The following is a 21,431-nucleotide window of genomic DNA, read 5'->3' on the forward strand; positions in this document are numbered from 1 at the left end:
GGGCAAGTAAATTTCAGCTTGATATTTATACTTCAGAATGCTTCTACTTTTATACTTCAGTAAAGTATAAAAGTAGAAGCTGCTATCCTACCGCCACCTTTAGCACCACTTTCCGTACTTTGTCTTCGGTAATCATGGCTGCATGGGCATCATCGGGGTAAAAGATGGTGAACGAACCAGCCGGCACATCAAACCAGTTCGGCGTTTTGTCCGGGAAGAAAGCGGCATCACGCACTTCGGTGTATGGATCGCTGGGTGCGGCACATTGCGCCAGGTCTTTCCAGCCCATGTGATCGGTACCAGAAACAGTGTACTGGATGTCGATGTACCTGCGGTGCACTTCCAGCTTTGCGTCCTGCTCCGTTATACCTGTGGCCTCCGAAAGTATGGCAAACAGTTCGTCGCCTTTGATGCTGTGTTTCCCGGTGGGCAGATGCTGCAGATCGGCTTCAAGTAAAAAGCGAAATGCTTCCTCAAAAAGCGGGTGCATACAAGTATAGCGCGAAGCGTTGGCGAGTTTATCGAGGATCATTTTAAGTTAGAGGGTTAGAGAGTTAGAGAATTAAAAAGTTAGAGGGTTGTTAGTGCGAACAGCAATCTGTTACATTAACTGTTCAGGAATAAATCGTGCTACGTGTGTCGTGGTACCTGATACGAAATACGAGCTGCGAAAACGAACAAAACAGCCCCTTATACTTGTTATAGATATTGCTAAATTTGCCTTAAATTAAGAGATAACCCTTGATATATCCAGATAACTTTGAAATAAAAATCGGGTTTGCACAGGTGCGCGAAATGCTCGCAGAATTGTGCCTGAGCCCGTTGGGGCGCCAGTACGTAAACCGCATGGCTTTCCTGAACCGGCACGACCTGGTGCAGCGGCTGCTCGAACAAACAAACGAATTTAAACAACTGCTGGAGTCGGATGCCGAAATTCCGCTGCAGCATTATTTTGATGTAACCGCTTACCTCGACCGGGCTGCCATACAAGGCACTTACCTGGATGTGTCCCAGTTTTTCGAGATAAAAATGTCGCTGCGCACCATCCGTGACTCGCTGCGCTTTATCGCCGGGACAGAGGAAGGTACCTATGAGGCGCTGAAAGCACTGGGAGCCAACGTAACCGTAGAGCGCGCCTTAATCGCTGCTTTAGACAAAGTGGTGGATGATGCAGGTGCCGTACGCGACGATGCCACACCCGAGTTGCAGCGCCTGAAACGCGAACTCATAGCACAGCAGGGCATCCTGCGCAGGCAAATCAGCTCGGTTATAAAGCATGCCAAAAACGAAGGCTGGACGCCTGCCGACGTGGAGCCAACCATACGGGGCGGACGCTTGGTGATTCCTGTATTGGCGGAGCACAAGCGGCGCGTAAAAGGCCTGATACATGACGAGTCGAGCACCGGCCAAACGGTATACATCGAGCCGGAGTCTATCTTTGAGCTCAACAACGACATCAAAGACCTGGAGAATGCCTACCACCGGGAGCTGGTGCGCATCCTGATTGGCCTGACGAATACGTTGCGAAACCATATTCCGGAACTGCGCAAAGCATACCAGTACCTGGGCCTTTTGGATTTTATCAGGGCCAAGGCTGCTTTCGCGCGCCGTATCGAAGCGACCATGCCGCAGCTGCAAAAGTATCCGCACATTAACTGGAAGCAGGCTTTCCACCCGCTTTTATATATGGCGCACCGGCAACTGGGCAAACCAACCGTGCCCATGGATCTGGAGCTGAACCGTGACCAGCGCATCCTGCTGATTTCGGGGCCAAACGCAGGCGGTAAATCGGTGAGCCTGAAAACTGTAGGATTGGTGCAGTATATACTGCAATGCGGCATGCTGATTCCTGCGGCAGATGGTTCGGAGGCCGGCATTTTCCATGATATTTTTATCGATATCGGCGATGAGCAATCCATTGAAAACGACCTGAGTACCTATAGCTCGCACCTCACTAACATGAAAAAGTTTGTGACGGTGGCCGATAACAAGAGTTTAGTGCTGATAGATGAATTTGGTACAGGTACGGAGCCGGTGTTGGGCGGCGCAATTGCCGAGGCTGTGTTGCAAACGCTGAACGACAGCAAAGTATACGGCGTGATTACGACGCACTATACCAACCTGAAAAACTTTGCCGAGCGCAACGCAGGTATCGTGAACGGCGCCATGCGCTACGATCACAAAAACCTGCAGCCGCTCTATCAGCTGGAAATCGGCAAGCCGGGTTCGTCGTTTGCTATTGAGATTGCTCGCAAGATTGGCTTGCCGAAGCACATTGTAGACAAAGCCAGCAGCCTGGTAGGCAAAGACAAAATTCGCTACGACCGTTTGCTGGAAGAGCTGGAAACCGAGAAGCAGGAACTGGAGAAAAAATCGCGCGAGGCGGCTGTGCTGGAGCAGAAGCTGAAGCGTAACGTGAAAGAGTACAGCGACCTGAAAAACTTTCTGGAGGAGAGCAAGCAGGACGTGATGCGTGAAGCCAAAGGCAAAGCCAAACTGCTGCTCAAAGATGCCAACCAGAAAATAGAAGCCACGATACAGCAGATCAAGCAGAGCCAGGCCGAAAAGGAACAGACCAAACTAGCGCGCCAGGAACTGGAAATCTTTGCCACCGAAGTTCGCAAGGAAGCGCCGCAACCAGCCCACAAACGTGTGGCAGCCGCAAGTATAAAAGCAGGCGACAACGTGGCGCTGGTAGGGCAGGATTCTATTGGGCAGCTGGTAAGTATAAAGGGCAAAACGGCAGAGGTGCTGTTCGGCGGCCTGAAAACAATTGTGAAAGTAGATAACCTGGAGAAAGTGGAGGGCCAGGTAGCTGCGAAGCTGAAAAAGGCCAAAGCAGCGGAGGCAGCCGAAGGCTATACCCGCGCCATGAACATCACGCAACGTATGGCTGATTTCGGCAGCACCCTCGATATACGGGGCGAGTACGCCGAGGAGGCGCTGACCAAAGTGATGAACTTCACCGACGAAGCCATTATGCTGGGCATCCCGGAAATTAAAATCATACATGGCCGCGGCAACGGCGTACTCCGGCAGGTTGTCAGGGATTATTTATACGCTACGCGCGAAGTGGCAAGCCTAAGCAGCGAAGCCGAAGAGCGCGGCGGTGATGGCGCAACAGTAGCCGTATTGAAGTAAAGTATAAAGCAAGTATAAAAATAAGAAAGGCTCCTGAAACGGAGCCTTTCTTATTTTTATACTTGCTATTTTACGAATCTAAGTTCCACCGTAATTGGTGTTCCATTCTCTTCAAAGCTGGTAGAAATATCCAGATTATTTTCCGTTAAACGTTTGATATCTGTGGTATCGCCAGGCTCATTCAAAAAAGGCAGGTTTAGTTTAGTGTCATTATCATACAATTCCCAAATTCCATCCTGCGTCTGAGGTGTGCCATTTACTCTGAAAGTGGCAGTGTAAGTCCTGTCATCCTTAAAGTTTAATTTCACTGTATTTATATCAAATAAGTTTTCCTGAAGATAAGGATTTCCAGTTTGTTTAGTGCCGTTTACATAAATATCACTTCCGACCCACTCGTGTGCAGTTAGCAGTTGTTTTTTACTTGGTTCTGCATCATCGTCCTTGGAGCAACTTGCAAGTGTTGTAAGAAATAAGGCAGTAAACAGAAATGTAAGAAGTCTAAGCTTGTTCATGAAATTTAAATATTTTAGATGATCTGACTAAATATACTTGCGCTGCAACGATAAGCAACATGGGGCTAAACCAGAAGAAAACAAATATAAACCTTTTATCCCCAAATGCAGCAGCGCACCTGTTTCTAAATTCATTCCGGAGAACAAACTATACAGGCTGGAAGCGCTGTTTATCGCGCATCAGTTTATGGTAAAGAGGAGGGCAAAAGCTTCGCTGAGGAGAACGGGAATTACAAGCTACGACTTCACAAACTGCATTTTAGTCCGAACAGGTCCGCCGCCGGTGATGATGCTGATGATAGTTGTATCGATCCCCATAATCCGGGCAATAAAATCAACATTGTCACTACTAATCAAACCGGCTACGTTAAAGTTATCTTCGGTCAGTGTTGTTATATCAAAATCACCCAGCATCTCTAAGGTAATTCTGGTTTCGTCTGCATTAAACTGCCAGGTGCCGTCGAAACTCTGCGGCTGGCCTGATACCGTAAAACTGGCCGTGTAGGTATTATCTTCCCTGAACGACAATAGCATGGTTTTAAAAGTAGCAGCATTACTTCCTACTCCTGGTATGGCGGCCACATTGATATCGTTCACAAGGACCTGATCGCCCCTCCAGTCGTGGGCAGTCAGCAAATCTTTTTTGGTTGGTTCGGGTATTGTTTCTTCCTCGTCTTTGTCGCAGGCGGTTAACAGGACAAGCGAGCAAAACAGCAGCAGCATTGTCCGCAGGAAATTATACTTCATATTAGCTGATTTAAGGGTAGACTTTTATATATCGTAGTATGGCACAGAAAGTTGGACAAGATAGTGCTTATTTTATACTAATTATGATCATCAGAGGATATTTACTTCCGGGTGCAGCTGTATGCCGAATTTATCTTTTACCGACTGAATGATATCCAAGGCCAGTTGCCGGATTTTATCGCCGGAGGCGCCGCCATAGTTTACCAGCACCAGCGCCTGGTTTTTGTGCACGCCATAGTTGCCGATCACTTTGCCTTTCCAGCCACACTGCTCAATCAGCCAGCCGGCCGGCACTTTCACTGTAGTTGGGGTAACAGGGTAGGAGGGGATATCCGGAAATTGCGCTTTCAGGTTTTCATACTGCATTACAGGAATTTCCGGATTCTTGAAAAAGCTGCCCGCATTACCTATCTGTTTCGGGTCCGGCAGTTTGCTCTGGCGGATGTGGCACACGGCAGCGCTTACATCCTGAATAGTAGGTTCCTGCACCTGCATTTCGTCCAAAGTTGTTTTAATAGCGCCGTACGAGGTATTGAGCTGGTGCTGCCTGTGCAGCCGGAACGTAACGGAGGTTACAATATACTGGCCTTTCAAATCGTTTTTAAAGATGCTTTCGCGGTAGCCAAAGCTACAGGCAGCATTGTCGAACGTATGGATTTCGCCGGAGGGCAGATGCACCGCCTCCAGTTCGTAGAAAACGTCCTTTAGCTCCACGCCATAAGCGCCAATATTTTGCAAAGGGGCGGCACCTACGGTGCCAGGTATCAGCGACAGGTTCTCGACACCTCCCAGATTTTGTGCCAGCGCAAACTGCACAAACTCATGCCATACTTCGCCACCGCCGGCTTTTACGTAAGTATAAACCTCCTCCTCACGCAGCACTTCTATACCTTTGATGTTGTTTTGCAATACCACCCCATCAAAATCTCCGGTGAAGAGCAGGTTGCTGCCGCCGCCAAGTATAAGCATAGGCAGATGTTTAACTTCTGGCATTTGCAGGAGCTGCTGCAGTTTCGCCATGCTGTCGAAACGTGCAAAGAATCTGGCTTTTACATCGATGCCAAAGGTATTGTAAGGTTTCAGCGAAATGCCGGACTGCAGTTTCATAAGCGGTTTTTGCTGTAAAGATAGCTTTTTTGAGAGTTACGAGTTCCGAATTATGAATTACGAGTGAATCAAAACTTAAACTCGTAACTCATAATTCGGAACTCGTAACTTACAGCACTATCTTTGCAACCTCAAGCAAGTATAAAGTATGGCAAAGCAGAACCCGAACGGCAATTTCAACATCACAGTTACCACGCTGGCAGGCCTCGAAGAGGTACTGGCCGAAGAGCTCCGCGCGCTCGATATGGGGTTTATCAAAGTAGGCGTGCGCGCGGTAACCTGTTCGGGCAACCTGCGCCAGTTGTATGAAGCCAACTTATGGTGCCGCACTGCTATACGTGTTTTAAAACCCATCCGTACGTTTAAGGCACGTGATGAAGATGATTTGTATGCACAGGTACAGAAAATAAAATGGTCTGATTACCTCAATGTAAAACAAACTTTTGCAATCAACGCCGCTGTGAGCCACTCTACTTTTGAGCACTCGCTGTTTGTGTCCCAATTGACCAAAGATGCGATTGTAGATCAGTTCCGGAAAGCAACCGGCGAACGGCCGTCTGTAGACCTTAACAGACCGGATCTGCGCCTGAACTTACACATGCACGAAAACATGGTGACGCTTTCGCTCGATTCGAGTGGCGATTCGCTGCACCGCCGCGGTTACCGGCTGCAAACCAACGTCGCACCGCTCAACGAGGTGCTGGCCGCCGGCATTGTTGCGCTTTCGGGCTGGGACAAAAAATCCGCCTTTATTGACCCTATGTGCGGCTCGGGCACGCTGTTGATTGAAGCGGCTATGATGGCGCAGAACATTGCGCCCGGCCTGTACCGCCGCGACGGCTATGGCTTCGAAAAATGGAAGGATTATGATGAAAAACTGTTTGAGATGGTGTGGACGACGGCCGAAGCGAAGGCAAAAGATGCGCCGCAAGCCACCATACTTGGCTACGATATCGATCCGGATTACGTAACCGCTGCCAGAAACAACATCGAAAATGCCGGCCTTGCAGATGTGATAGAAGTAGAAGAAGCTGATTTTTTTAAAACGGAAGCGCCTGCAACGCCAGGCGTGGTAGTGATGAACCCGCCCTATAACGAGCGCATCCAGTCAGACGACATCAACCTGCTGTACAAAAATATTGGCGATACACTTAAAACCGGTTACCAGGGCTACGATGCTTACATACTGACGGGCAACCTGGAAGCCGCCAAAAGTATAGGACTGCGCGTGTCGCGCCGCATTCCGCTGTACAACGGTCCCATCGATTGCCGCCTGCTCAAGTATGAATTGTACCGTGGCAGCCGCCGGGGAGGTGTAGAAGAAAGGGAAGTATAAGAAGTATTGCTTTTTCTGGTGAAGCAGGCGTGGCTTTTTACGCCGGCAGATCTTTTATTACTTTGCAGGGATTACCAGCGGCAAATACATTGGCAGGTATATCTTTGGTAACCACACTGCCTGAACCAATGGTTGTATTATTGCCGATGGTTACGCCCGGGCACACGATAACGCCGCCGCCTAGCCATACATTGTTTCCAATGGTGATGGGGTAGGCTAGCTCAGGCCCTTTGATACGCTCGGATGCCTGGAGCGGGTGTGTAGCGGTATAAAGTTGCACGTTCGGCCCCATCATCACATTGTCTCCGATGCGCACTTCGGCGCAATCCAGAATAATGCAGTTGAAATTCATGAACAGGTTTTCACCGGCATAAATGTGCGCGCCATAGTCGCAGTAAAAAGGTGTTTGTATATCGATGTTCGTGCCGGTTTTGCCTAGCAACTGCTGCAGCAAGGCTTTACGTGCTGCAGCATGCTCCACTGGTATAGCATTGTATTGCGTAGCCAGCGTTCGCGCTTTTACCCGCATTTCTACCAATTGCACGTCTGAGGCGTCGTAGAGTTCCCCGTCCAGCATTTTCTGCAGTTCTGATTTCATAGTTATGCTTCGATGATGGTTATGTAGCGTTTGGGTGATTCAAAGTCCGTTGTAAAAAAGCCCCTCCTTTTCTAAGGAGGGGTAGGGGTGGTTGGATTGTGTCTGCTACCGATTACAAAATAAAATTCGCTTATCTGTCGCAAAGCCTTTTACAGATCCTGATGGCCTCAATGAAATGCTGCTGTTCAAATACACTGGCTAGCAGGCGTATGCTTTATGGAATCCAGGGGATGTTGCTGAAGTCAGGTTTTCTTTTCTCCAGGAAAGCGTTTCTTCCTTCTTTGGCTTCTTCGGTCATGTACGTCAGGCGGGTGGCTTCACCGGCGAAAATCTGCTGGCCTACCATGCCATCGTCCGTAGCGTTGAAAGCGAATTTGAGCATTTTAATAGACGTGGGCGACTTAGCCAAAATTTCCTGTGCCCAGGCATAGGCAGTGTCTTCCAGCTCGTTGTGCGGCACCACGGCGTTTACCATGCCCATGTCGTAAGCTTCCTGGGCCGAGTAGTTCCTGCCTAAAAAGAAGATTTCGCGGGCGCGTTTCTGGCCTACCATTTTGGCAAGGTAAGCAGAGCCGTAACCGCCATCAAAGCTGGTTACGTCTGCATCGGTCTGCTTAAAAATAGCATGCTCCTTGCTGGCCAGTGTCAGGTCGCAGACAACGTGCAGGCTGTGCCCGCCACCCACTGCCCAGCCCGGCACCACAGCAATCACTACTTTGGGCATAAAGCGCATGAGGCGCTGCACTTCCAGAATATTCAGGCGCGGCATTCCTTCTTCATCTACATAACCCTGGTGGCCGCGTGCATTCTGGTCGCCGCCGCTGCAGAAGGAGTACACGCCATCTTTGGAAGAAGGGCCCTCCGCTGAAAGCAGCACCACACCGGTAGAAGTATCTTCGCGCGCATCCAGAAAAGCCTCGAAAAGCTCTGCCACCGTTTTAGGCCGAAAGGCGTTGCGCACATCCGGGCGGTTAAAAGCAATGCGGGCCACACCACCTGCCTTTTTATAGGTTATATCCTGGTATTCCTTTACGGTTTTCCAATTTACGTTGCTCATGTCTTGTTATTTGACGGCAATTTAACCTTTTCTATACTTTGCCTCAAATTGTTTTTGTGGGGATGTGGTCGGGGGCGGTTTAGATAGGAGGTAATGTTTTGAAGCTTGCCGAAGGCGGGGAATTCCAGTATGAAGCGCCAAAGTTCAATTTACGAGAAATTGTTAAGCGGAGTACTGTCGCCTTGCTTTTGCCAAACGCATGTTAGTTTCTGATTATCTTCACATTCTCATGTTTGTTTAGCTGTCTGCAAAACAAATTGTCCAAAAATGTTTACTAAAAGCACAAATCTAACCATTGACAAAATAGTAAAATACCAAATGAAACCCGAGAAAAGCTTAATAAGGTCAAAACTATATGTCCGAATAGAAATAGTATAATTTGGAAAGTCAATATATTTGTAAATCAAGATCAAACACACAGTAAACGTGAAAAAGAAAATTGAATTTTTAAAATTGCCGACAAGAACGTGAAGAAGAGTTTGGGACCTGTTTTTTGGGTTTTCTTTGAGGTATAAGTTTTTTGAAAAAGTTGAAGTTGCAATGATTGATAAACTTGTAATACTAAAACCTGCCGCAATAGATATGAATGTTACTATGTCGCTAAATGCTTTGTCACTTGGTTTAGCAAATATCATAACGATTGCAAAAGCTGCAACCGATAAGATGTTGTTCAATGTGATGAGTTTTTTAAGCATTTTGTAGAGTTGCTAGCAATTGTGAAAATACGTTTTCAGTATTAAAAATATCATTCTCGTCTACAATTGCTTTTAAAGGAATTCTCTTAGATAAGATTTCATTATTGAAGATTATTCCAAAATTCTCACTATCCCTACCTGTTATAACTAAGCTCTTGTATATTGTCTTGTTAGACAAAAGATTTTTTATTCTCAACAATATTTGTTCACCAACATTTTGATTGTTTGTAAATCGCATTATTAATGTCGCAATATTTGCTCCATAACCAAGTATTTCCTCCGACAGTTCTTTAGATAGGCTATTGGTTTGTGAAAACAAATTTGGTAAGGCTGAAAATTTAATTTCTTCTACTTTTTTAATTGAATTTATAAAATCTTCTTCGCTATAAACATTTTTAATAATTACATTGGTAGTATCGAACCTATCTTTTAATATGTCCATGAAGAAAGTTTTTCTTTTGGAATTGCTTAACCATAGCATGCTATTGTTAAAATCAATCAATCCAAATTCTTGTTTGGGTTCGTATTGGTGTGGTTGCCTGGGATTTTCTTCAGATTGATGCGTTTCCGTATTTCTTACGTTCTCAGGCCGTGGGAAAGGATTGCCATATTGTATATAGAACCGTGCAAAATTGGTAATTTTAGACACAGTAATCGTATAGTTCGTCTGATTATTGTTTGTTTCGAATTCCTGATCGACATCGAAAATTTTATAGAATGTAGCCTCATCAAGCGGCTCTTCGTTCACTATGATTAAGTAACTTGAAAATGTCAGATCTTTATATGGCATAATATCTAGGTTGTGTCGGTGTTTGACTTGTAGCTAACACATGTAATATATTACACATAACTGGAGTTATCGGCACTATATCCGTAGCAGTATTAGCATCTTCAACTCAATGTATAGTTTCTGACTCAATATATAGCTTCTGTAAGATAAATTTAATTTTTACTTTTAGCCCTAGAAGCAGAGCGGGCACCTGATTTCAGGTGCCCGCTCTGCTTTTTTATACTTGTATAGTCTTTCGTCTTAAGTCTAATGGCTTTTGTACAAAGTTTACAGCCTTCTGATCTGCGCGCCGATAGCATTCAGGCGACCATCGATGTTCTGGTAGCCTCGGTCGATTTGCTCTACGTTGTCGATGATGCTTTTGCCTTCGGCGGAAAGAGCGGCGATGAGCAGGGCCACACCGGCACGTATGTCCGGCGACGTCATGCGGATGCCGCGTAACGGAATCTGCTTGTCCTGCCCGATAACGGTGGCGCGGTGCGGATCGCAAAGTATAATCTGCGCGCCCATGTCGATTAGTTTATCCACGAAAAAGAGGCGGCTCTCAAACATTTTCTGGTGAATCAGTACGGTTCCTTTTGCTTGCGTGGCTACAACCAGTGCCACACTTAGCAGATCGGGTGTCAGGCCGGGCCAGGTATGGTCGGATACGTTGAGGATGCTGCCGTCGATGTACGTTTCGATTTCGTAATGATCCTGCTCCGGAATATAGATGTCATCGCCCCGGAACTCCATCTTAATGCCCAACTGCCGGAAGGTGTCCGGTATCAGGCCCAGTTCCGGGATATGGCAGTTTTTGATGGTGATTTCAGAGCCTGTCATAGCGGCCAGACCGATAAAAGAACCAATTTCGATCATGTCGGGCAGCATGCGGTGCTCGGTGCCGTGCAGTTGTGACACGCCTTCTATCATCAGCAGGTTAGATCCTACGCCACTGATTTTCGCGCCCATGCGGTTGAGCATCCGGCAAAGCTGCTGCACATAAGGCTCACAGGCGGCATTGTAGATCGTGGTCATACCCTCGGCCAGCACGGCAGCCATCAGGATGTTGGCGGTTCCGGTTACAGAAGCCTCATCCAGCAGCATATAAGCGCCTTTCAGCTTATCGGCGCGTACGTTAAAAAAGCTGTCCTGCGAGTCATAGCTGAAGGTGGCGCCTAACTTTTCGAAACCGATAAAATGCGTATCAAGGCGGCGGCGGCCGATTTTGTCTCCACCGGGTTTGGGCATTTTGGCCCGGCCGAAGCGGGCCAGCATCGGACCTACTATCATCACAGAGCCACGTATGGCCCGGCCCTGCTCTACGAATTGTTCGGTCTCCAGGTAATCCAGATCTACGTTGTCGGCCTGGAAAGTATAAGTATCCGGCGCGTTGCGCACAACCGAAACGCCCATATGGCGGAGCAGCTCAATTAATTTATTTACGTCCCGGATGTCGGGAATATTGGAAATGGTAACGGGTTCGGAGGTGAGCAGCACCGCGCAGAGAATTTGCAGGGCCTCGTTTTTTGCACCCTGTGGAATAATGTCGCCGCGCAGCCTGTTGCCGCCTGTTACTTCAAAAGAAGCCATGTATGATTACTTATTTCTGGAGTTGGAAGAGGATTTCGTATTGTTTTTGCGATTCCGGTTGTTATCGCGGTTTTGTGGCTGGTTACGCTGGTTCTGTTCCTGCTGCTGCGGTTTGCCGTTCGACTCAAACAGGTTGTTGCTTTCGATATACTTCAAGTCCATGTTCAGTTTGCCTTTGGAAATGGTGCGGATATCATCCAGTATGAGCTCGTCGGTAACGCTGTCTTTGTTGTAAGAGCGGTACAGCGTTTTCATCAGTTTGCCGAGCGAAATGATGGCATTTTCGCGCTCTTTTTCATCCTCCAGCTCTACGGCTTTTTGTATCAGCAACTCCACATTGGTGCCATAATGCTTAAAGCGTGGTGTAACCAAAGCATACGGCATGCGCTGCGGCTTGTCGTTCAGGTACTCCATGGCGTTGAGGGGATAAGGCGCATCCACATCCAGCGTAGAGCCGGACATCACGTAGAGGTGGTTCCAGAGTTTCTGCTGGTAATCTTGGGTATCGCGGAGCTGCGGGTTTAGCTTGGCCATCAGGTTAATGAGCAACTGCGACAGGCGGGTGCGTTCGGCCCGGTCATCTACCTGGCTGATGTAATTTACCAGATCCTGCACATTACGGCCATACTCGCGCAGCAGCAAATCCTGTTTAAAAGTGGTACTAGCTTCCATTTTTTCTAATTAAGAATTACGAATTTATAATTACCAATTAAGAGTTATGAATGTCATGTAAACGAGCTTGGCTTTCAAATGCCTGTTAAGGCACTATATCACCTTCTCCAATCCGTAATCCGGAACTCTTAATTCGTAATTCAATTGTGTATGCGCAGTTTGGCAAAACTCAGGAGCAGTGTTTTTTCGCCTACTTCATCGAAGTTTATGATGGCTTTAACACTGTTGCCCTGCGTGTCCATTTTGGTAACTACGCCAAAACCAAACTTGGGGTGTTCTACCTTCATGCCTGCTGCCAGCGTAGAAGTATCGCTCGCTTTAAAATCAGCAGGCGCGGTGTAGTTAGCTGCTACCTGTTTGCGTGGCGGCGGTGTTATAAGGTTGCTCTTGCGCTGCAGCACCCGATCTACGACGCTGCCCCCTGCGCTTGCGGCCTCGCCATATTTAAAGTTAAGGTATTTCGGGTCGATTTCGTCCAGAAAGCGGCTCTTTTCGCAGGATCTTAAATTTCCCCACTGGTAACGGCTGGTGGCATACGTTAAGTATAGTTTCTTCTCGGCACGGGTGATGGCTACGTAAAACAAGCGGCGCTCTTCCTCTAAATCAGCACGGGAGTTCAGCATCATCTGGCTCGGGAAAAGGTTCTCTTCCAGGCCTACAATAAACACGTTCTTAAACTCCAGTCCTTTGGCCGAGTGTATCGTCATCAGCGTTACAAACGCCCCATCGTCTGTAGCTTTGGTATCCGCGTCCGTAATCAGGGCAATGTCCTGCAGAAAAGCGGAAAGGCTTTTATCTTCCTTTTCCGGATCGTCCACATACTCCTTAATACCGTTCAGCAACTCCTGTATGTTCTCATAACGGGCAAGTCCCTCTACGGTTTTATCCTGGTACAAATCATCCACAATACCCGAGTGCTTGGCCACGTGTTTGGCCACTTCAAAAGCATCGGTATGTTCGGCAATACGGGCGAAGTCTTTGATGAGGATAGAAAAATTTTCGATGGCTGTGCCCACGCGGTTGCCCATAAACTGGCCGGCGTTCTGCACCACTTCCCACACGGTATGGTTGGTTTCTTCGGCAGTTACGAAAATTTTGGATTCCGTGGTGTCGCCAATGCCGCGCTTGGGATAGTTGATCACACGGCGCAGGGCCTGTTCATCGTTTGGGTTCACCGTCAGGCGCAGGTAGGCAATCAGATCCTTGATTTCCTTGCGCTGGTAAAATGACAAGCCACCGATAATCTTATACTTGATGTTCATGCGGCGCAGCGCCTCTTCCATGGCCCGCGATTGCGCGTTGGTGCGGTAAAGTATGGCGAAATCGTCGTAGGAGAAATGATTGTTCATCTTCTCCTCAAAAATAGAAGTCGCCACCAACTTGCCTTCTTCGTTGTCGGAATTGGCTTTGATCACTTCTATCAGCGGGCCCTGCTCGTTATCTGTAAAAACATCTTTACGCAGCTGCGCCTGGTTGTTTTTGATAACGGAGTTGGCCGCATGCACAATGTTTTTGGTAGAACGGTAATTCTGCTCCAGCTTAAATACCTGCAACTCCGGGTAATCACGCTCAAAGTTGAGGATGTTCTGGATATCAGCGCCCCGGAACGCATAAATGGACTGCGCATCGTCGCCTACCACCACAATATTACGGTTCTGGGCCGCTAGTTTGCGCGTAATCAGGTACTGCGAGTAGTTAGTGTCCTGGTACTCGTCTACCATCACAAACTTAAAGATGTTCTGGTATTTGTTCAGCGCATCCGGATGATCTTTGAAGAGCACATTGGTATTAAACAGCAAATCATCAAAGTCCATAGCGCCAGCCCGGAAGCAGCGGCTCTGGTACATTTCATAGATTTTGCCGATTTTGGGGCGCATGGCTGCGTCATCATCCGCCTGGATCACCGGATCATTGAGGTACTGTTTTACGGAGATCAGCTTGTTTTTAGCCGAGGAGATGCGGCCCAGTACCACATTGGGCTTGTACAGCTTGTCGTCCAGGTTCATCTCCTTCACAATGTTGCGGATCAGGGTCCTGGAGTCTTCGGTATCGTAAATAGTAAAGCTTCTTGGATAGCCTATTTTTTCTGCTTCGGCGCGCAGAATACGCGAGAACACCGAGTGGAAAGTACCCATCCACACATTTTTTGCTTCGTTACCGATTACTTTGGTAATGCGGTTGCGCATTTCTTTGGCCGCCTTGTTCGTAAAGGTAAGGGCCAGTATGTTAAACGGATCTACGCCCAGGCTTATCAGGTGGGCAATCCGGTAGGTGAGCACTCTTGTTTTGCCGGAGCCCGCGCCTGCAATAATCATGGCCGGCCCCTCGGTATGCAGCACAGCGGCGCGCTGCGACTCATTCAATAAACTTATATAATCCATTTCTTCTCTTCCGCGTGCGTCTTAAAATCTATGCAAGTTACAAATACAAATCCGTTTTTAGAATGGCATAGCTAATTTGGCGTTGTACATACTTTAAAGTATAAGTAGCCAGGGATACGGCATCCGCTTTATATTCTTTATTATCTAATGAACAAGAACCAGGCACAAAGCGTTTAGGAGCGGGCCTACTAGTTTCGGGAAAAGCTTTCTGGTGCTATTTTTGATTTAGAACCTGATAACTGTAATTTTGAGCGGATAATGAACAAGTTATACAAGATTGTGATACAACCAGCTATACATAAAACCCCCCGTTTTTCACAGAAACTGCTGCTGTTGCTTTTTCTGGTATTAGCCGCGCCGGCCGGTATGGCCCAGACGAAGAGCGCTGCCCCCAAAAAAAGCAAAACAACACAGGCCGTAAAGAAAACAGCTCCCAAAGCAGCCAAAATAACGGTAACCGCTAAGGCTTCCACACCAGTGCAGGCAGCACCGGCTGCCAGGCTAATATGGCGCAGCAACGGCGTGCAGCAGGCTTTGGCGCTTTATACGGCGCTTAAGTTTCCGGAAGCATACGCCGGATTTAAAGCAGCAGCCAGGCAGGGCGACAGCGATGCCTTATACTTTTTAGGGCGCATGCACCAGTACCGCCAGCTTAAGTACGAGGACGTGAAAATAGATACTTTGCAGGAGGTGCAGAACGCTGAAAAATATTTTGCCGCTAACCGTGATTCCGCCGCCTATTATTACAAGGCCGCTGTAGACAGCGGCAGCGTACTGGGCCATCTGGGGCTGGCGGAACTGATGACTTTGCGCACAGAGGATGATAAAACAGTGTTTCTGCAGCACATGCGCACCGCCGCCATCGAAATCCGGGAGAAGGCCGTGGCGGGCGACGCTTTCTGCAACCGCATTCTGGGCAGCATGTATTATACCGGCTTTGGCGAAATGAAGGACATGGGACTGGCGCTTAACTACCTGAACCGCGCGGCCCAAAAGAATGATGTGGTAGCTTATACTTACCTGGCCAACATGTACCTGGATGGGAAAGGTGTGCCACAGGACAAAGAAAAAGCTACTGCTTTGCTGAAAAAAGGCGCTGCCGCCGGGGACAGGGAAGCCCTTTATACCCTGGCGCTGCTGCATGAGGAGGGCACACTGGGTGAGGTGAATATTCCGGAAGCCCGTAAATTATACCGCGCGGCGGTTTCCAAAGGCAGTGTAAGCGCCTATGAGCAGCTCCGCTATATTAACCAGACACCTGATCAGAAAGTAGTGATTGCCGCCATTAACCGCGACCCGGACATGCTGAAGCGTGCCATTGCGGCGGGTGGTGATGTGAATACGATGGCTGAGCCGGATGATTATGAAGCCAACCTGCATGGCCGCACGCCGCTGATGCACACCGTGTATATTCCGATGCTGTTGGAAGACTATGGCGTAACCTATCAGCCGGAGGTAAGGCTGACCACGGCCAGCCAGTTGCTGAAAAAAGGCGCAGATGTGAACGCACAGGATTTGGATGGCAAAACAGCCCTGCATTATGTGGTAAGCTGCTCCCGCATCCAAACAGAGTTTTTTGAGCAGGAACAGGTACAGTTGCTGGATACCCTTTTCCGGTATGGCGCAGACCCCAACCTGCAGGACAAGGAAGGCAATACGGCGCTGGCACAGGCCCTGCATGCCACCATCGGGCAGCATATCGGCATCCTGGAACTTCAGAAGCTGCTTGACTCGGGCGCTAACCCCAATATCCAGAATAACGAAGGTAAAACGCCACTCATGCTGGCCTGCGAGATTGACGCAAACTATGAAATTATACTTGCGTTGCTGCAATCCGGTACCGATGCCACCCTGAAAGACAGCAGCGGCAAAGCGGCCATCGACTATACTAAACACGAAAACGTGCGCAACATATTGCTGGCAGCCGGCTCACCGCAGCCGCAGCCGTAGTTTTTAGATGAAAGGCACAGGACAAAAGACCGGTATTGTGCTTATGGAGTTCAGGCAACTTGTATTATCCTGCATTAGCCGAGGTAGTGGTTTTAAACCTTTTTCCAGCTACTTTTGTCTCTTTTTTACTTACAGGGTGATGGTATAAAGCAGTCCGTCATCTTTTTCATATGTCTTTTGTCTAAAAGTGCTCTTTTCTTAATCGAATCATGATAGTTCTCCAGCATACGGTTATCAGCGACGACATTCGCGAAAAGTTTTTTGTGTGCAACCTCGAAAAGTGCAAAGGTGCCTGCTGTGTGGAAGGCGATCTGGGAGCGCCGCTGGAAGGGGAGGAGCTGAACATCCTGGCACAGCATTACGACAAAATAAAGCCCTACATGTCAGGAGCTGGCAAGCACGCCGTGGAAGAGCAGGGCCTGTATGTAATGGACTTTGAAGGCGATTACTCTACGCCTACCATCGGGAACCGCGAGTGCGCCTACGCCATTTACGACGACAACAAAGTGTTGAAATGTGCCATAGAGCAGGCTTATCTGGACGGTAAAATCGACTGGAAGAAGCCTGTTTCCTGCCATTTATACCCTATCCGCATCACAAAGTATGATGACTTTGAAGCCCTGAACTACGACCGCTGGCATATCTGCAACCCTGCCTGCAGCTTTGGCGAGGATCTGGGCGTGCGCGTGTATCAGTTCCTCAAAGAGCCCCTCATCCGCAAGTATGGCGAAAGCTGGTACCGGGAACTGGAACAGATAATAGATGCGGAAGAGGTAAAGGTATAAAGCAAACAGCGGCTGCATCTTTCCCGCTAACTTTTTCTGTGTTGTCTGAAAGCATGGGTATGGCTCTCATCAAGGTATGGCCAGGCACAACGCTCGTTTTTACCGAGAGCTGTAAGGGATTTTTGCTTAAATTGTAGCTGATAAAGAACATTAATCATACGTATGATCTGTCAGATTTGCGGCAACACCCGGAACAATATGCCTTACGAGGCACGCGAAATGATGTACGGCTTACGTACCGCGTTTAACTACTTCCAGTGCGCCAATTGCCAGTGTCTGCAGATAGAAGCCATACCAGCCGACATAGCCCGCTATTATCCTGCCGACTACAATGGTTTTGCTCCGCCTAAAAAGAAATACTACGGCGGCTGGCAGGGCAGCCTGAAGCGGAAGCGCTATGAGGCGGCAGTGCTTCAGAAGGGAGCCTTTAAAAAGGTGCTGCGTGCCTTATTTCCGGTGGGGAAGTACCAGGTGCTTGCCCGTATACCGCTGCACGATAATACCCGCATCCTGGACATGGGCTGCGGCAAAGGCGCTTTTTTATATCCGCTTTACCAGTTGGGCATGAAGCACGTAATGGGAGCTGACCCGTTTATTGCCGCTTCCATTGTTTACCCGGACGGTTACCGGGTGCAGAAAGGTTTTATTTATGAACTGGAAGGGGTATGGGATGTAATTATGTACAACCATTCTTTTGAGCACGTACCCGATCCCCTGGCAAACCTGCAGGCTGTGGAGCGGCTACTCGCTCCTGGCGGTACCTGCATCATCCGCATTCCCACTGTTTCGTCTTACGCCTGGGAATATTACGGCACTGACTGGTTTCAGCTGGATGCGCCGCGCCATTTTTTCCTGCACTCAGTCAAAAGCATGCGCCTGTTAGCCGAACAAGCCGGCTTAGAAGTAACCGACGTGGTGTATGATGCTACAGCTTACCAGTTTATAAACAGCGAGCAGTATCGGAAAGGTGTTCCGCTACAGGAAACGCCTGCCCGCACGTTCTCCAATTTCTTCCGGCGAAAAAGGGATAAATGGAAGTATGGCAGAAAAGCCCGGATACTCAATCAGCAAAACCGGGGCGACCAGGCCGCTTTCTTCCTGAAAAGGAAGCAAAAGGCCGGCAGCTGAACAGGATAATAGGAGCTGAGACAGATGATTGATGAGGGAGAGGTAACGGAGCAGTAGTAAAACACATACGTCCTTCCGAAGCCGGATTATACTTTGTGCTGTTGTTTAAACTGCTTCATACAAGGATTCCGCCATATCAAGTATAAAAAGGAACCGTAAGTTTGAACTAGAAGCTAACGGCTTGGTACATGAGGTGGCACAGCTACCGTAAAGGTGTAGTTACCATATGTTTTGATTCCGCTTTGTTGAACTATATGGTTCATTTGCACTCATTAGGATTCTCTCTTCAAAATCTTTAGTGAATAGCTTCATTTCTAAATTCAACTTTAAGTCTGCTATTTGGTTTATAAGAGTATTTTCATTTCCCTGTAAGCCTTGTACTTCTTTTCGAGTCAACACTTTATGTGTATTTTTTACCACATCAACCTTTATCAATGGAAATTCAGGGGTGTTTTCATCTGTCAAGGTTACTTGCTGTTCTAAAGCCCAACTGATTGATTGCATGAATTTTTCTACCTTCTCAAAGTCTTCAACTGAAGAAATTTCCTTTGGGTCAATATCAAACTCTATTTGTTCTGATAAGAAGAAATGGCAATTAGCATGTACTCCACCAACGTCAACAGTAGTACTCCTGCAATACATTTCGCCTGTTCTATCAGTCAGGAAACTGATTACGTCTTGCTTATCTATTTGACTTGCACTTCTTGCTTCACCTGTTATTCCATACTTCAACGGGTAGTTCTCATTCAGGAGGTCTATAAGCTTCTCCCAATCTGAAATGGAAACGTTTTGAACATAGATGTCTCTCAAAGAACCATCAGGTTCAAAAATCCATTTTATATCTTCCCAGTTTCTTTTCATTTAAATCTATGGTAACGTACTTGGCTTTGCTGTGGCGTAGCTACAGTAAAGGTGTGGTTACCAGTTTGTTTTTTTTTAATAAAACTCTATTTCTATACCGTTACCTTCTTCTCTCAATTTCTTATAAGTATCAGAATATGTAACTCTCGGCTTTATATTTTCTGAACCTTTTTGTTTATAAAAGAAGTGTTCAATAGAGTTGACAATCACAGTACCATTTTCACAAGTCGCGACAGCTCTGAAATAAGCATCAAAGCCGCTTAAACCTCTGTAAATAAGAAAATCATTAGTTGGCAAACTTTCATGTTTACCTTTAGCTAAAATCACCCCACGTTCGCCAGGTTCCCAATAAATAATTGCTGTTAAATAGCTGTTCTCACAATCATTCAGTTTATAGTAATGATAATCGTATTCAGGTTTTAAAATAAGCCAAATTACAAATCCAGAACCTATTAATAACAGTGGCAGCGATATTAGAAGCCGCTTTTTTAAGGATGTTTTTGTTTTCAAATGTGATTCTTTATAATTCTAATTGCTGGTAACGTGCTTGTGCTATAATGTGGGGAGGCGTAGCCGATCCTAACTTATGCACCTTGTTGGCGGCTGGTTTATTTTATTTTTCAGGCTCTATAGCTAAGGAAAGCAACAAAGATTACAGTGAGTAATGTCAATATCAGATTTATACCTAATGTCCAATTAGCTACATAAGTTGGAATATTAGATTTCAATACTTTTATTAAATAGGCTTTATTTATACCATAAATTACCAGCAAAAGAAGAACAACTTCTATAACTAAAATCCCTATTCCAACAATTGAGTAATTCGTCAGGTCATTTCTTAGTCTGCCATTTTCCCATTTGAGATTATCGGGAATTATGAAGTCATTGATATATGTGGCTGCAAAGACTAAAGCTATAAAGCCAAAACATTGATAGATGATATTATATATCACATAAAATGCTTTTAACAAGCTATTGCTTCTTACCAATGTCATTTATTCCAAAATTCATTAATTCAACTTACCGCCAACGGATTAGTACAGGCTGCGGATGAGGCGCAGCCGAATATGGAGTCTGTGCCGTGTTGGTGGCAGTTATTTGTAATCTATCTTCCACTTCGTTTATTTATTCTCTGTCGGTTTGCAATAAATTCTTTCTGTTACTCTATATTTTTTTTCTGTTTCAAACGGTTTTGAATAGTCATAATAATAGAGCTTGTCAACATAGCAATCACACTTGCTATCTGTCAGCGTATAACTCACAATTTTTGGTCCACTAGACCAATTTCCCTGTCTAAATGCTTTTATTGTAAACCCATTAATCTTTAAACTTTCTGTAAGTACACTTTTTTCATGTTGGTAATCAGGTATTGGTTCTTCATTATCATATATGTCTGTAAATTCCAATAACCCAGATTTGCAAATATCTGCCTTGTCAAAATTGAAATTTTTGTAACTCGTTTTCTTAAAATCGTCTCTCGCTATGAATCCAGATTCATAATTGTAATTTTTATCTTTCCCTTGAAAAGAACTTGTGATTTTAAAAGTTTCTACGTCTGCTCTGTATAAAATTTTATCCTTATTTATAATGTATTTCTTTGTTCTTCCCCAGTTATCGTCAATTGGGATAAATTCATTGATATCATCAAGTCTAACTGTGTCACTCCCGTGAATTAAAAAGTTATCAGCCTTTGCCCAAGGATATTTAATCAATTTTATTTTGTCAGGATTCACTCCTTTGATAACACAATCATTCAAGTTATTATAGAAACCAAAAAAGTAAGCTGAGTTTTTGTCACGAAAAATATAGTTTCCGATAAATGCAAAAGTGTTTGGGTCTATATTTTTAATAGGCTCTCCATTTATGAACAGGTGATTCTTGTCTTTGCCAAATTCGAAACTACAATCACAATCGAAACTTAATGATTTAAAGCTCTTTGCATCTGCTACTTCAATCAGTCGTTTACCTTGTTCAAATCCCAATCCTTCGTGCCAATATTCGTAGTATACTTTGCCGTCTTCAACTTTATATCCATGTCTGCAACTTGTCAAAATCGAAATTGTCAGAACTAAAATTATTAATCGTCTTATTGTCATTAC

The 21,431-nt window shown here is 46.4% G+C and carries 20 protein-coding genes; 5 read left to right on the plus strand and 15 right to left on the minus strand.

Annotation, left to right across the window (positions count from 1 at the left end; translation table 11 throughout):
- Positions 1 to 82: 82 nt before the first annotated feature.
- Positions 83 to 532, minus strand: a complete 450-nt coding sequence (locus I2I11_RS15105) for a NanQ anomerase/TabA/YiaL family protein (protein WP_196268573.1) — start codon at positions 530 to 532, stop codon at positions 83 to 85.
- A gap of 209 nt (positions 533 to 741) precedes the next feature.
- On the opposite strand from I2I11_RS15105, the gene I2I11_RS15110 reads away from it, so the two are divergent.
- Complete coding sequence (locus tag I2I11_RS15110) at positions 742 to 3,141, plus strand: endonuclease MutS2 (protein ID WP_196268574.1); 2,400 nt, start codon at positions 742 to 744, stop codon at positions 3,139 to 3,141.
- A 65-nt stretch (positions 3,142 to 3,206) separates the two neighbouring features.
- On the opposite strand, the gene I2I11_RS15115 is transcribed toward I2I11_RS15110, so the two are convergent.
- From I2I11_RS15115 to murB, 3 genes are all read right to left on the minus strand, one after another.
- Positions 3,207 to 3,653 (minus strand): hypothetical protein, encoded by a 447-nt coding sequence (locus I2I11_RS15115; RefSeq protein WP_196268575.1) that lies wholly within the window; start codon positions 3,651 to 3,653, stop codon positions 3,207 to 3,209.
- Between the two features lie 237 nt (positions 3,654 to 3,890).
- Positions 3,891 to 4,400 (minus strand): hypothetical protein, encoded by a 510-nt coding sequence (locus I2I11_RS15120; RefSeq protein ID WP_196268576.1) that lies wholly within the window; start codon positions 4,398 to 4,400, stop codon positions 3,891 to 3,893.
- A 90-nt stretch (positions 4,401 to 4,490) separates the two neighbouring features.
- Entirely contained in the window at positions 4,491 to 5,507 is a 1,017-nt protein-coding gene (gene murB, locus I2I11_RS15125; RefSeq protein ID WP_196268577.1) for a UDP-N-acetylmuramate dehydrogenase, read from the minus strand.
- 148 nt (positions 5,508 to 5,655) lie between these two features.
- On the opposite strand from murB, the gene I2I11_RS15130 reads away from it, so the two are divergent.
- Positions 5,656 to 6,843 (plus strand): THUMP domain-containing class I SAM-dependent RNA methyltransferase, encoded by a 1,188-nt coding sequence (locus I2I11_RS15130; RefSeq protein WP_196268578.1) that lies wholly within the window; start codon positions 5,656 to 5,658, stop codon positions 6,841 to 6,843.
- Positions 6,844 to 6,880: 37 nt separating this feature from the next.
- Here I2I11_RS15130 and I2I11_RS15135 read toward each other — a convergent pair whose 3' ends face one another.
- The 7 genes from I2I11_RS15135 to I2I11_RS15165 all read right to left on the minus strand — a co-directional run bounded on the left by I2I11_RS15135 (position 6,881) and on the right by I2I11_RS15165 (position 14,608).
- Positions 6,881 to 7,441: a sugar O-acetyltransferase gene (locus I2I11_RS15135; protein ID WP_196268579.1), complete on the minus strand. Its 561-nt coding sequence runs from the start codon at positions 7,439 to 7,441 to the stop codon at positions 6,881 to 6,883.
- A 214-nt stretch (positions 7,442 to 7,655) separates the two neighbouring features.
- The gene (locus tag I2I11_RS15140) at positions 7,656 to 8,498 is read right to left on the minus strand and encodes a 1,4-dihydroxy-2-naphthoyl-CoA synthase (protein WP_196268580.1); all 843 of its coding nucleotides are present in this window, start codon (positions 8,496 to 8,498) and stop codon (positions 7,656 to 7,658) included.
- Between the two features lie 227 nt (positions 8,499 to 8,725).
- The gene (locus I2I11_RS15145; protein ID WP_196268581.1) at positions 8,726 to 9,193 is read right to left on the minus strand and encodes a hypothetical protein; all 468 of its coding nucleotides are present in this window, start codon (positions 9,191 to 9,193) and stop codon (positions 8,726 to 8,728) included.
- Positions 9,186 to 9,983, minus strand: a complete 798-nt coding sequence (locus tag I2I11_RS15150; protein ID WP_196268582.1) for a hypothetical protein — start codon at positions 9,981 to 9,983, stop codon at positions 9,186 to 9,188. Before I2I11_RS15150 ends, I2I11_RS15145 begins: the two co-directional genes overlap by 8 nt.
- A gap of 267 nt (positions 9,984 to 10,250) precedes the next feature.
- Positions 10,251 to 11,555, minus strand: a complete 1,305-nt coding sequence (murA, locus tag I2I11_RS15155) for a UDP-N-acetylglucosamine 1-carboxyvinyltransferase (RefSeq protein WP_196268583.1) — start codon at positions 11,553 to 11,555, stop codon at positions 10,251 to 10,253.
- A gap of 6 nt (positions 11,556 to 11,561) precedes the next feature.
- The gene (locus I2I11_RS15160; protein WP_196268584.1) at positions 11,562 to 12,227 is read right to left on the minus strand and encodes a DUF4290 domain-containing protein; all 666 of its coding nucleotides are present in this window, start codon (positions 12,225 to 12,227) and stop codon (positions 11,562 to 11,564) included.
- Positions 12,228 to 12,367: 140 nt separating this feature from the next.
- On the minus strand, positions 12,368 to 14,608 hold the full coding sequence (locus tag I2I11_RS15165) for an ATP-dependent helicase (RefSeq protein ID WP_196268585.1): 2,241 nt from the start codon (positions 14,606 to 14,608) through the stop codon (positions 12,368 to 12,370).
- 258 nt (positions 14,609 to 14,866) lie between these two features.
- On the opposite strand from I2I11_RS15165, the gene I2I11_RS15170 reads away from it, so the two are divergent.
- From I2I11_RS15170 to I2I11_RS15180, 3 genes are all read left to right on the plus strand, one after another.
- The gene (locus I2I11_RS15170) at positions 14,867 to 16,558 is read left to right on the plus strand and encodes an ankyrin repeat domain-containing protein (protein ID WP_196268586.1); all 1,692 of its coding nucleotides are present in this window, start codon (positions 14,867 to 14,869) and stop codon (positions 16,556 to 16,558) included.
- Positions 16,559 to 16,767: 209 nt separating this feature from the next.
- Positions 16,768 to 17,343 (plus strand): DUF3109 family protein, encoded by a 576-nt coding sequence (locus I2I11_RS15175; RefSeq protein WP_196268587.1) that lies wholly within the window; start codon positions 16,768 to 16,770, stop codon positions 17,341 to 17,343.
- A 162-nt stretch (positions 17,344 to 17,505) separates the two neighbouring features.
- Positions 17,506 to 18,471, plus strand: a complete 966-nt coding sequence (locus I2I11_RS15180) for a class I SAM-dependent methyltransferase (RefSeq protein ID WP_196268588.1) — start codon at positions 17,506 to 17,508, stop codon at positions 18,469 to 18,471.
- A 219-nt stretch (positions 18,472 to 18,690) separates the two neighbouring features.
- Here I2I11_RS15180 and I2I11_RS15185 read toward each other — a convergent pair whose 3' ends face one another.
- The 4 genes from I2I11_RS15185 to I2I11_RS15200 form a co-directional block, all read right to left on the minus strand.
- A complete protein-coding gene (locus I2I11_RS15185; protein WP_196268589.1) occupies positions 18,691 to 19,332 on the minus strand; it encodes a hypothetical protein in 642 nt (213 codons plus the stop codon).
- 75 nt (positions 19,333 to 19,407) lie between these two features.
- Positions 19,408 to 19,842, minus strand: a complete 435-nt coding sequence (locus tag I2I11_RS15190) for a hypothetical protein (protein ID WP_196268590.1) — start codon at positions 19,840 to 19,842, stop codon at positions 19,408 to 19,410.
- A 110-nt stretch (positions 19,843 to 19,952) separates the two neighbouring features.
- Positions 19,953 to 20,327: a hypothetical protein gene (locus I2I11_RS15195; protein WP_196268591.1), complete on the minus strand. Its 375-nt coding sequence runs from the start codon at positions 20,325 to 20,327 to the stop codon at positions 19,953 to 19,955.
- A gap of 126 nt (positions 20,328 to 20,453) precedes the next feature.
- The gene (locus tag I2I11_RS15200) at positions 20,454 to 21,428 is read right to left on the minus strand and encodes a DKNYY domain-containing protein (protein ID WP_196268592.1); all 975 of its coding nucleotides are present in this window, start codon (positions 21,426 to 21,428) and stop codon (positions 20,454 to 20,456) included.
- Positions 21,429 to 21,431: the final 3 nt, after the last annotated feature.

This window comes from Pontibacter rufus (assembly GCF_015694705.1).
GTDB lineage: Bacteria > Bacteroidota > Bacteroidia > Cytophagales > Hymenobacteraceae > Pontibacter > Pontibacter rufus.

What these genes read in the sequence shown, in the direction of transcription:
- I2I11_RS15145 (WP_196268581.1), bottom strand. Translation starts at nt 9,193, where the DNA reads ATGCTTAAAAAACTCATCACATTGAACAACATCTTATCGGTTGCAGCT.
- murB (WP_196268577.1), bottom strand. Translation starts at nt 5,507, where the DNA reads ATGAAACTGCAGTCCGGCATTTCGCTGAAACCTTACAATACCTTTGGC.
- I2I11_RS15195 (WP_196268591.1), bottom strand. Translation starts at nt 20,327, where the DNA reads ATGACATTGGTAAGAAGCAATAGCTTGTTAAAAGCATTTTATGTGATA.
- I2I11_RS15185 (WP_196268589.1), bottom strand. Translation starts at nt 19,332, where the DNA reads ATGAAAAGAAACTGGGAAGATATAAAATGGATTTTTGAACCTGATGGT.
- I2I11_RS15120 (WP_196268576.1), bottom strand. Translation starts at nt 4,400, where the DNA reads ATGAAGTATAATTTCCTGCGGACAATGCTGCTGCTGTTTTGCTCGCTT.
- I2I11_RS15150 (WP_196268582.1), bottom strand. Translation starts at nt 9,983, where the DNA reads ATGCCATATAAAGATCTGACATTTTCAAGTTACTTAATCATAGTGAAC.
- I2I11_RS15130 (WP_196268578.1), top strand. Translation starts at nt 5,656, where the DNA reads ATGGCAAAGCAGAACCCGAACGGCAATTTCAACATCACAGTTACCACG.
- I2I11_RS15160 (WP_196268584.1), bottom strand. Translation starts at nt 12,227, where the DNA reads ATGGAAGCTAGTACCACTTTTAAACAGGATTTGCTGCTGCGCGAGTAT.
- I2I11_RS15165 (WP_196268585.1), bottom strand. Translation starts at nt 14,608, where the DNA reads ATGGATTATATAAGTTTATTGAATGAGTCGCAGCGCGCCGCTGTGCTG.
- I2I11_RS15105 (WP_196268573.1), bottom strand. Translation starts at nt 532, where the DNA reads ATGATCCTCGATAAACTCGCCAACGCTTCGCGCTATACTTGTATGCAC.
- murA (WP_196268583.1), bottom strand. Translation starts at nt 11,555, where the DNA reads ATGGCTTCTTTTGAAGTAACAGGCGGCAACAGGCTGCGCGGCGACATT.
- I2I11_RS15115 (WP_196268575.1), bottom strand. Translation starts at nt 3,653, where the DNA reads ATGAACAAGCTTAGACTTCTTACATTTCTGTTTACTGCCTTATTTCTT.
- I2I11_RS15140 (WP_196268580.1), bottom strand. Translation starts at nt 8,498, where the DNA reads ATGAGCAACGTAAATTGGAAAACCGTAAAGGAATACCAGGATATAACC.
- I2I11_RS15180 (WP_196268588.1), top strand. Translation starts at nt 17,506, where the DNA reads ATGATCTGTCAGATTTGCGGCAACACCCGGAACAATATGCCTTACGAG.
- I2I11_RS15170 (WP_196268586.1), top strand. Translation starts at nt 14,867, where the DNA reads ATGAACAAGTTATACAAGATTGTGATACAACCAGCTATACATAAAACC.
- I2I11_RS15135 (WP_196268579.1), bottom strand. Translation starts at nt 7,441, where the DNA reads ATGAAATCAGAACTGCAGAAAATGCTGGACGGGGAACTCTACGACGCC.
- I2I11_RS15175 (WP_196268587.1), top strand. Translation starts at nt 16,768, where the DNA reads ATGATAGTTCTCCAGCATACGGTTATCAGCGACGACATTCGCGAAAAG.
- I2I11_RS15200 (WP_196268592.1), bottom strand. Translation starts at nt 21,428, where the DNA reads ATGACAATAAGACGATTAATAATTTTAGTTCTGACAATTTCGATTTTG.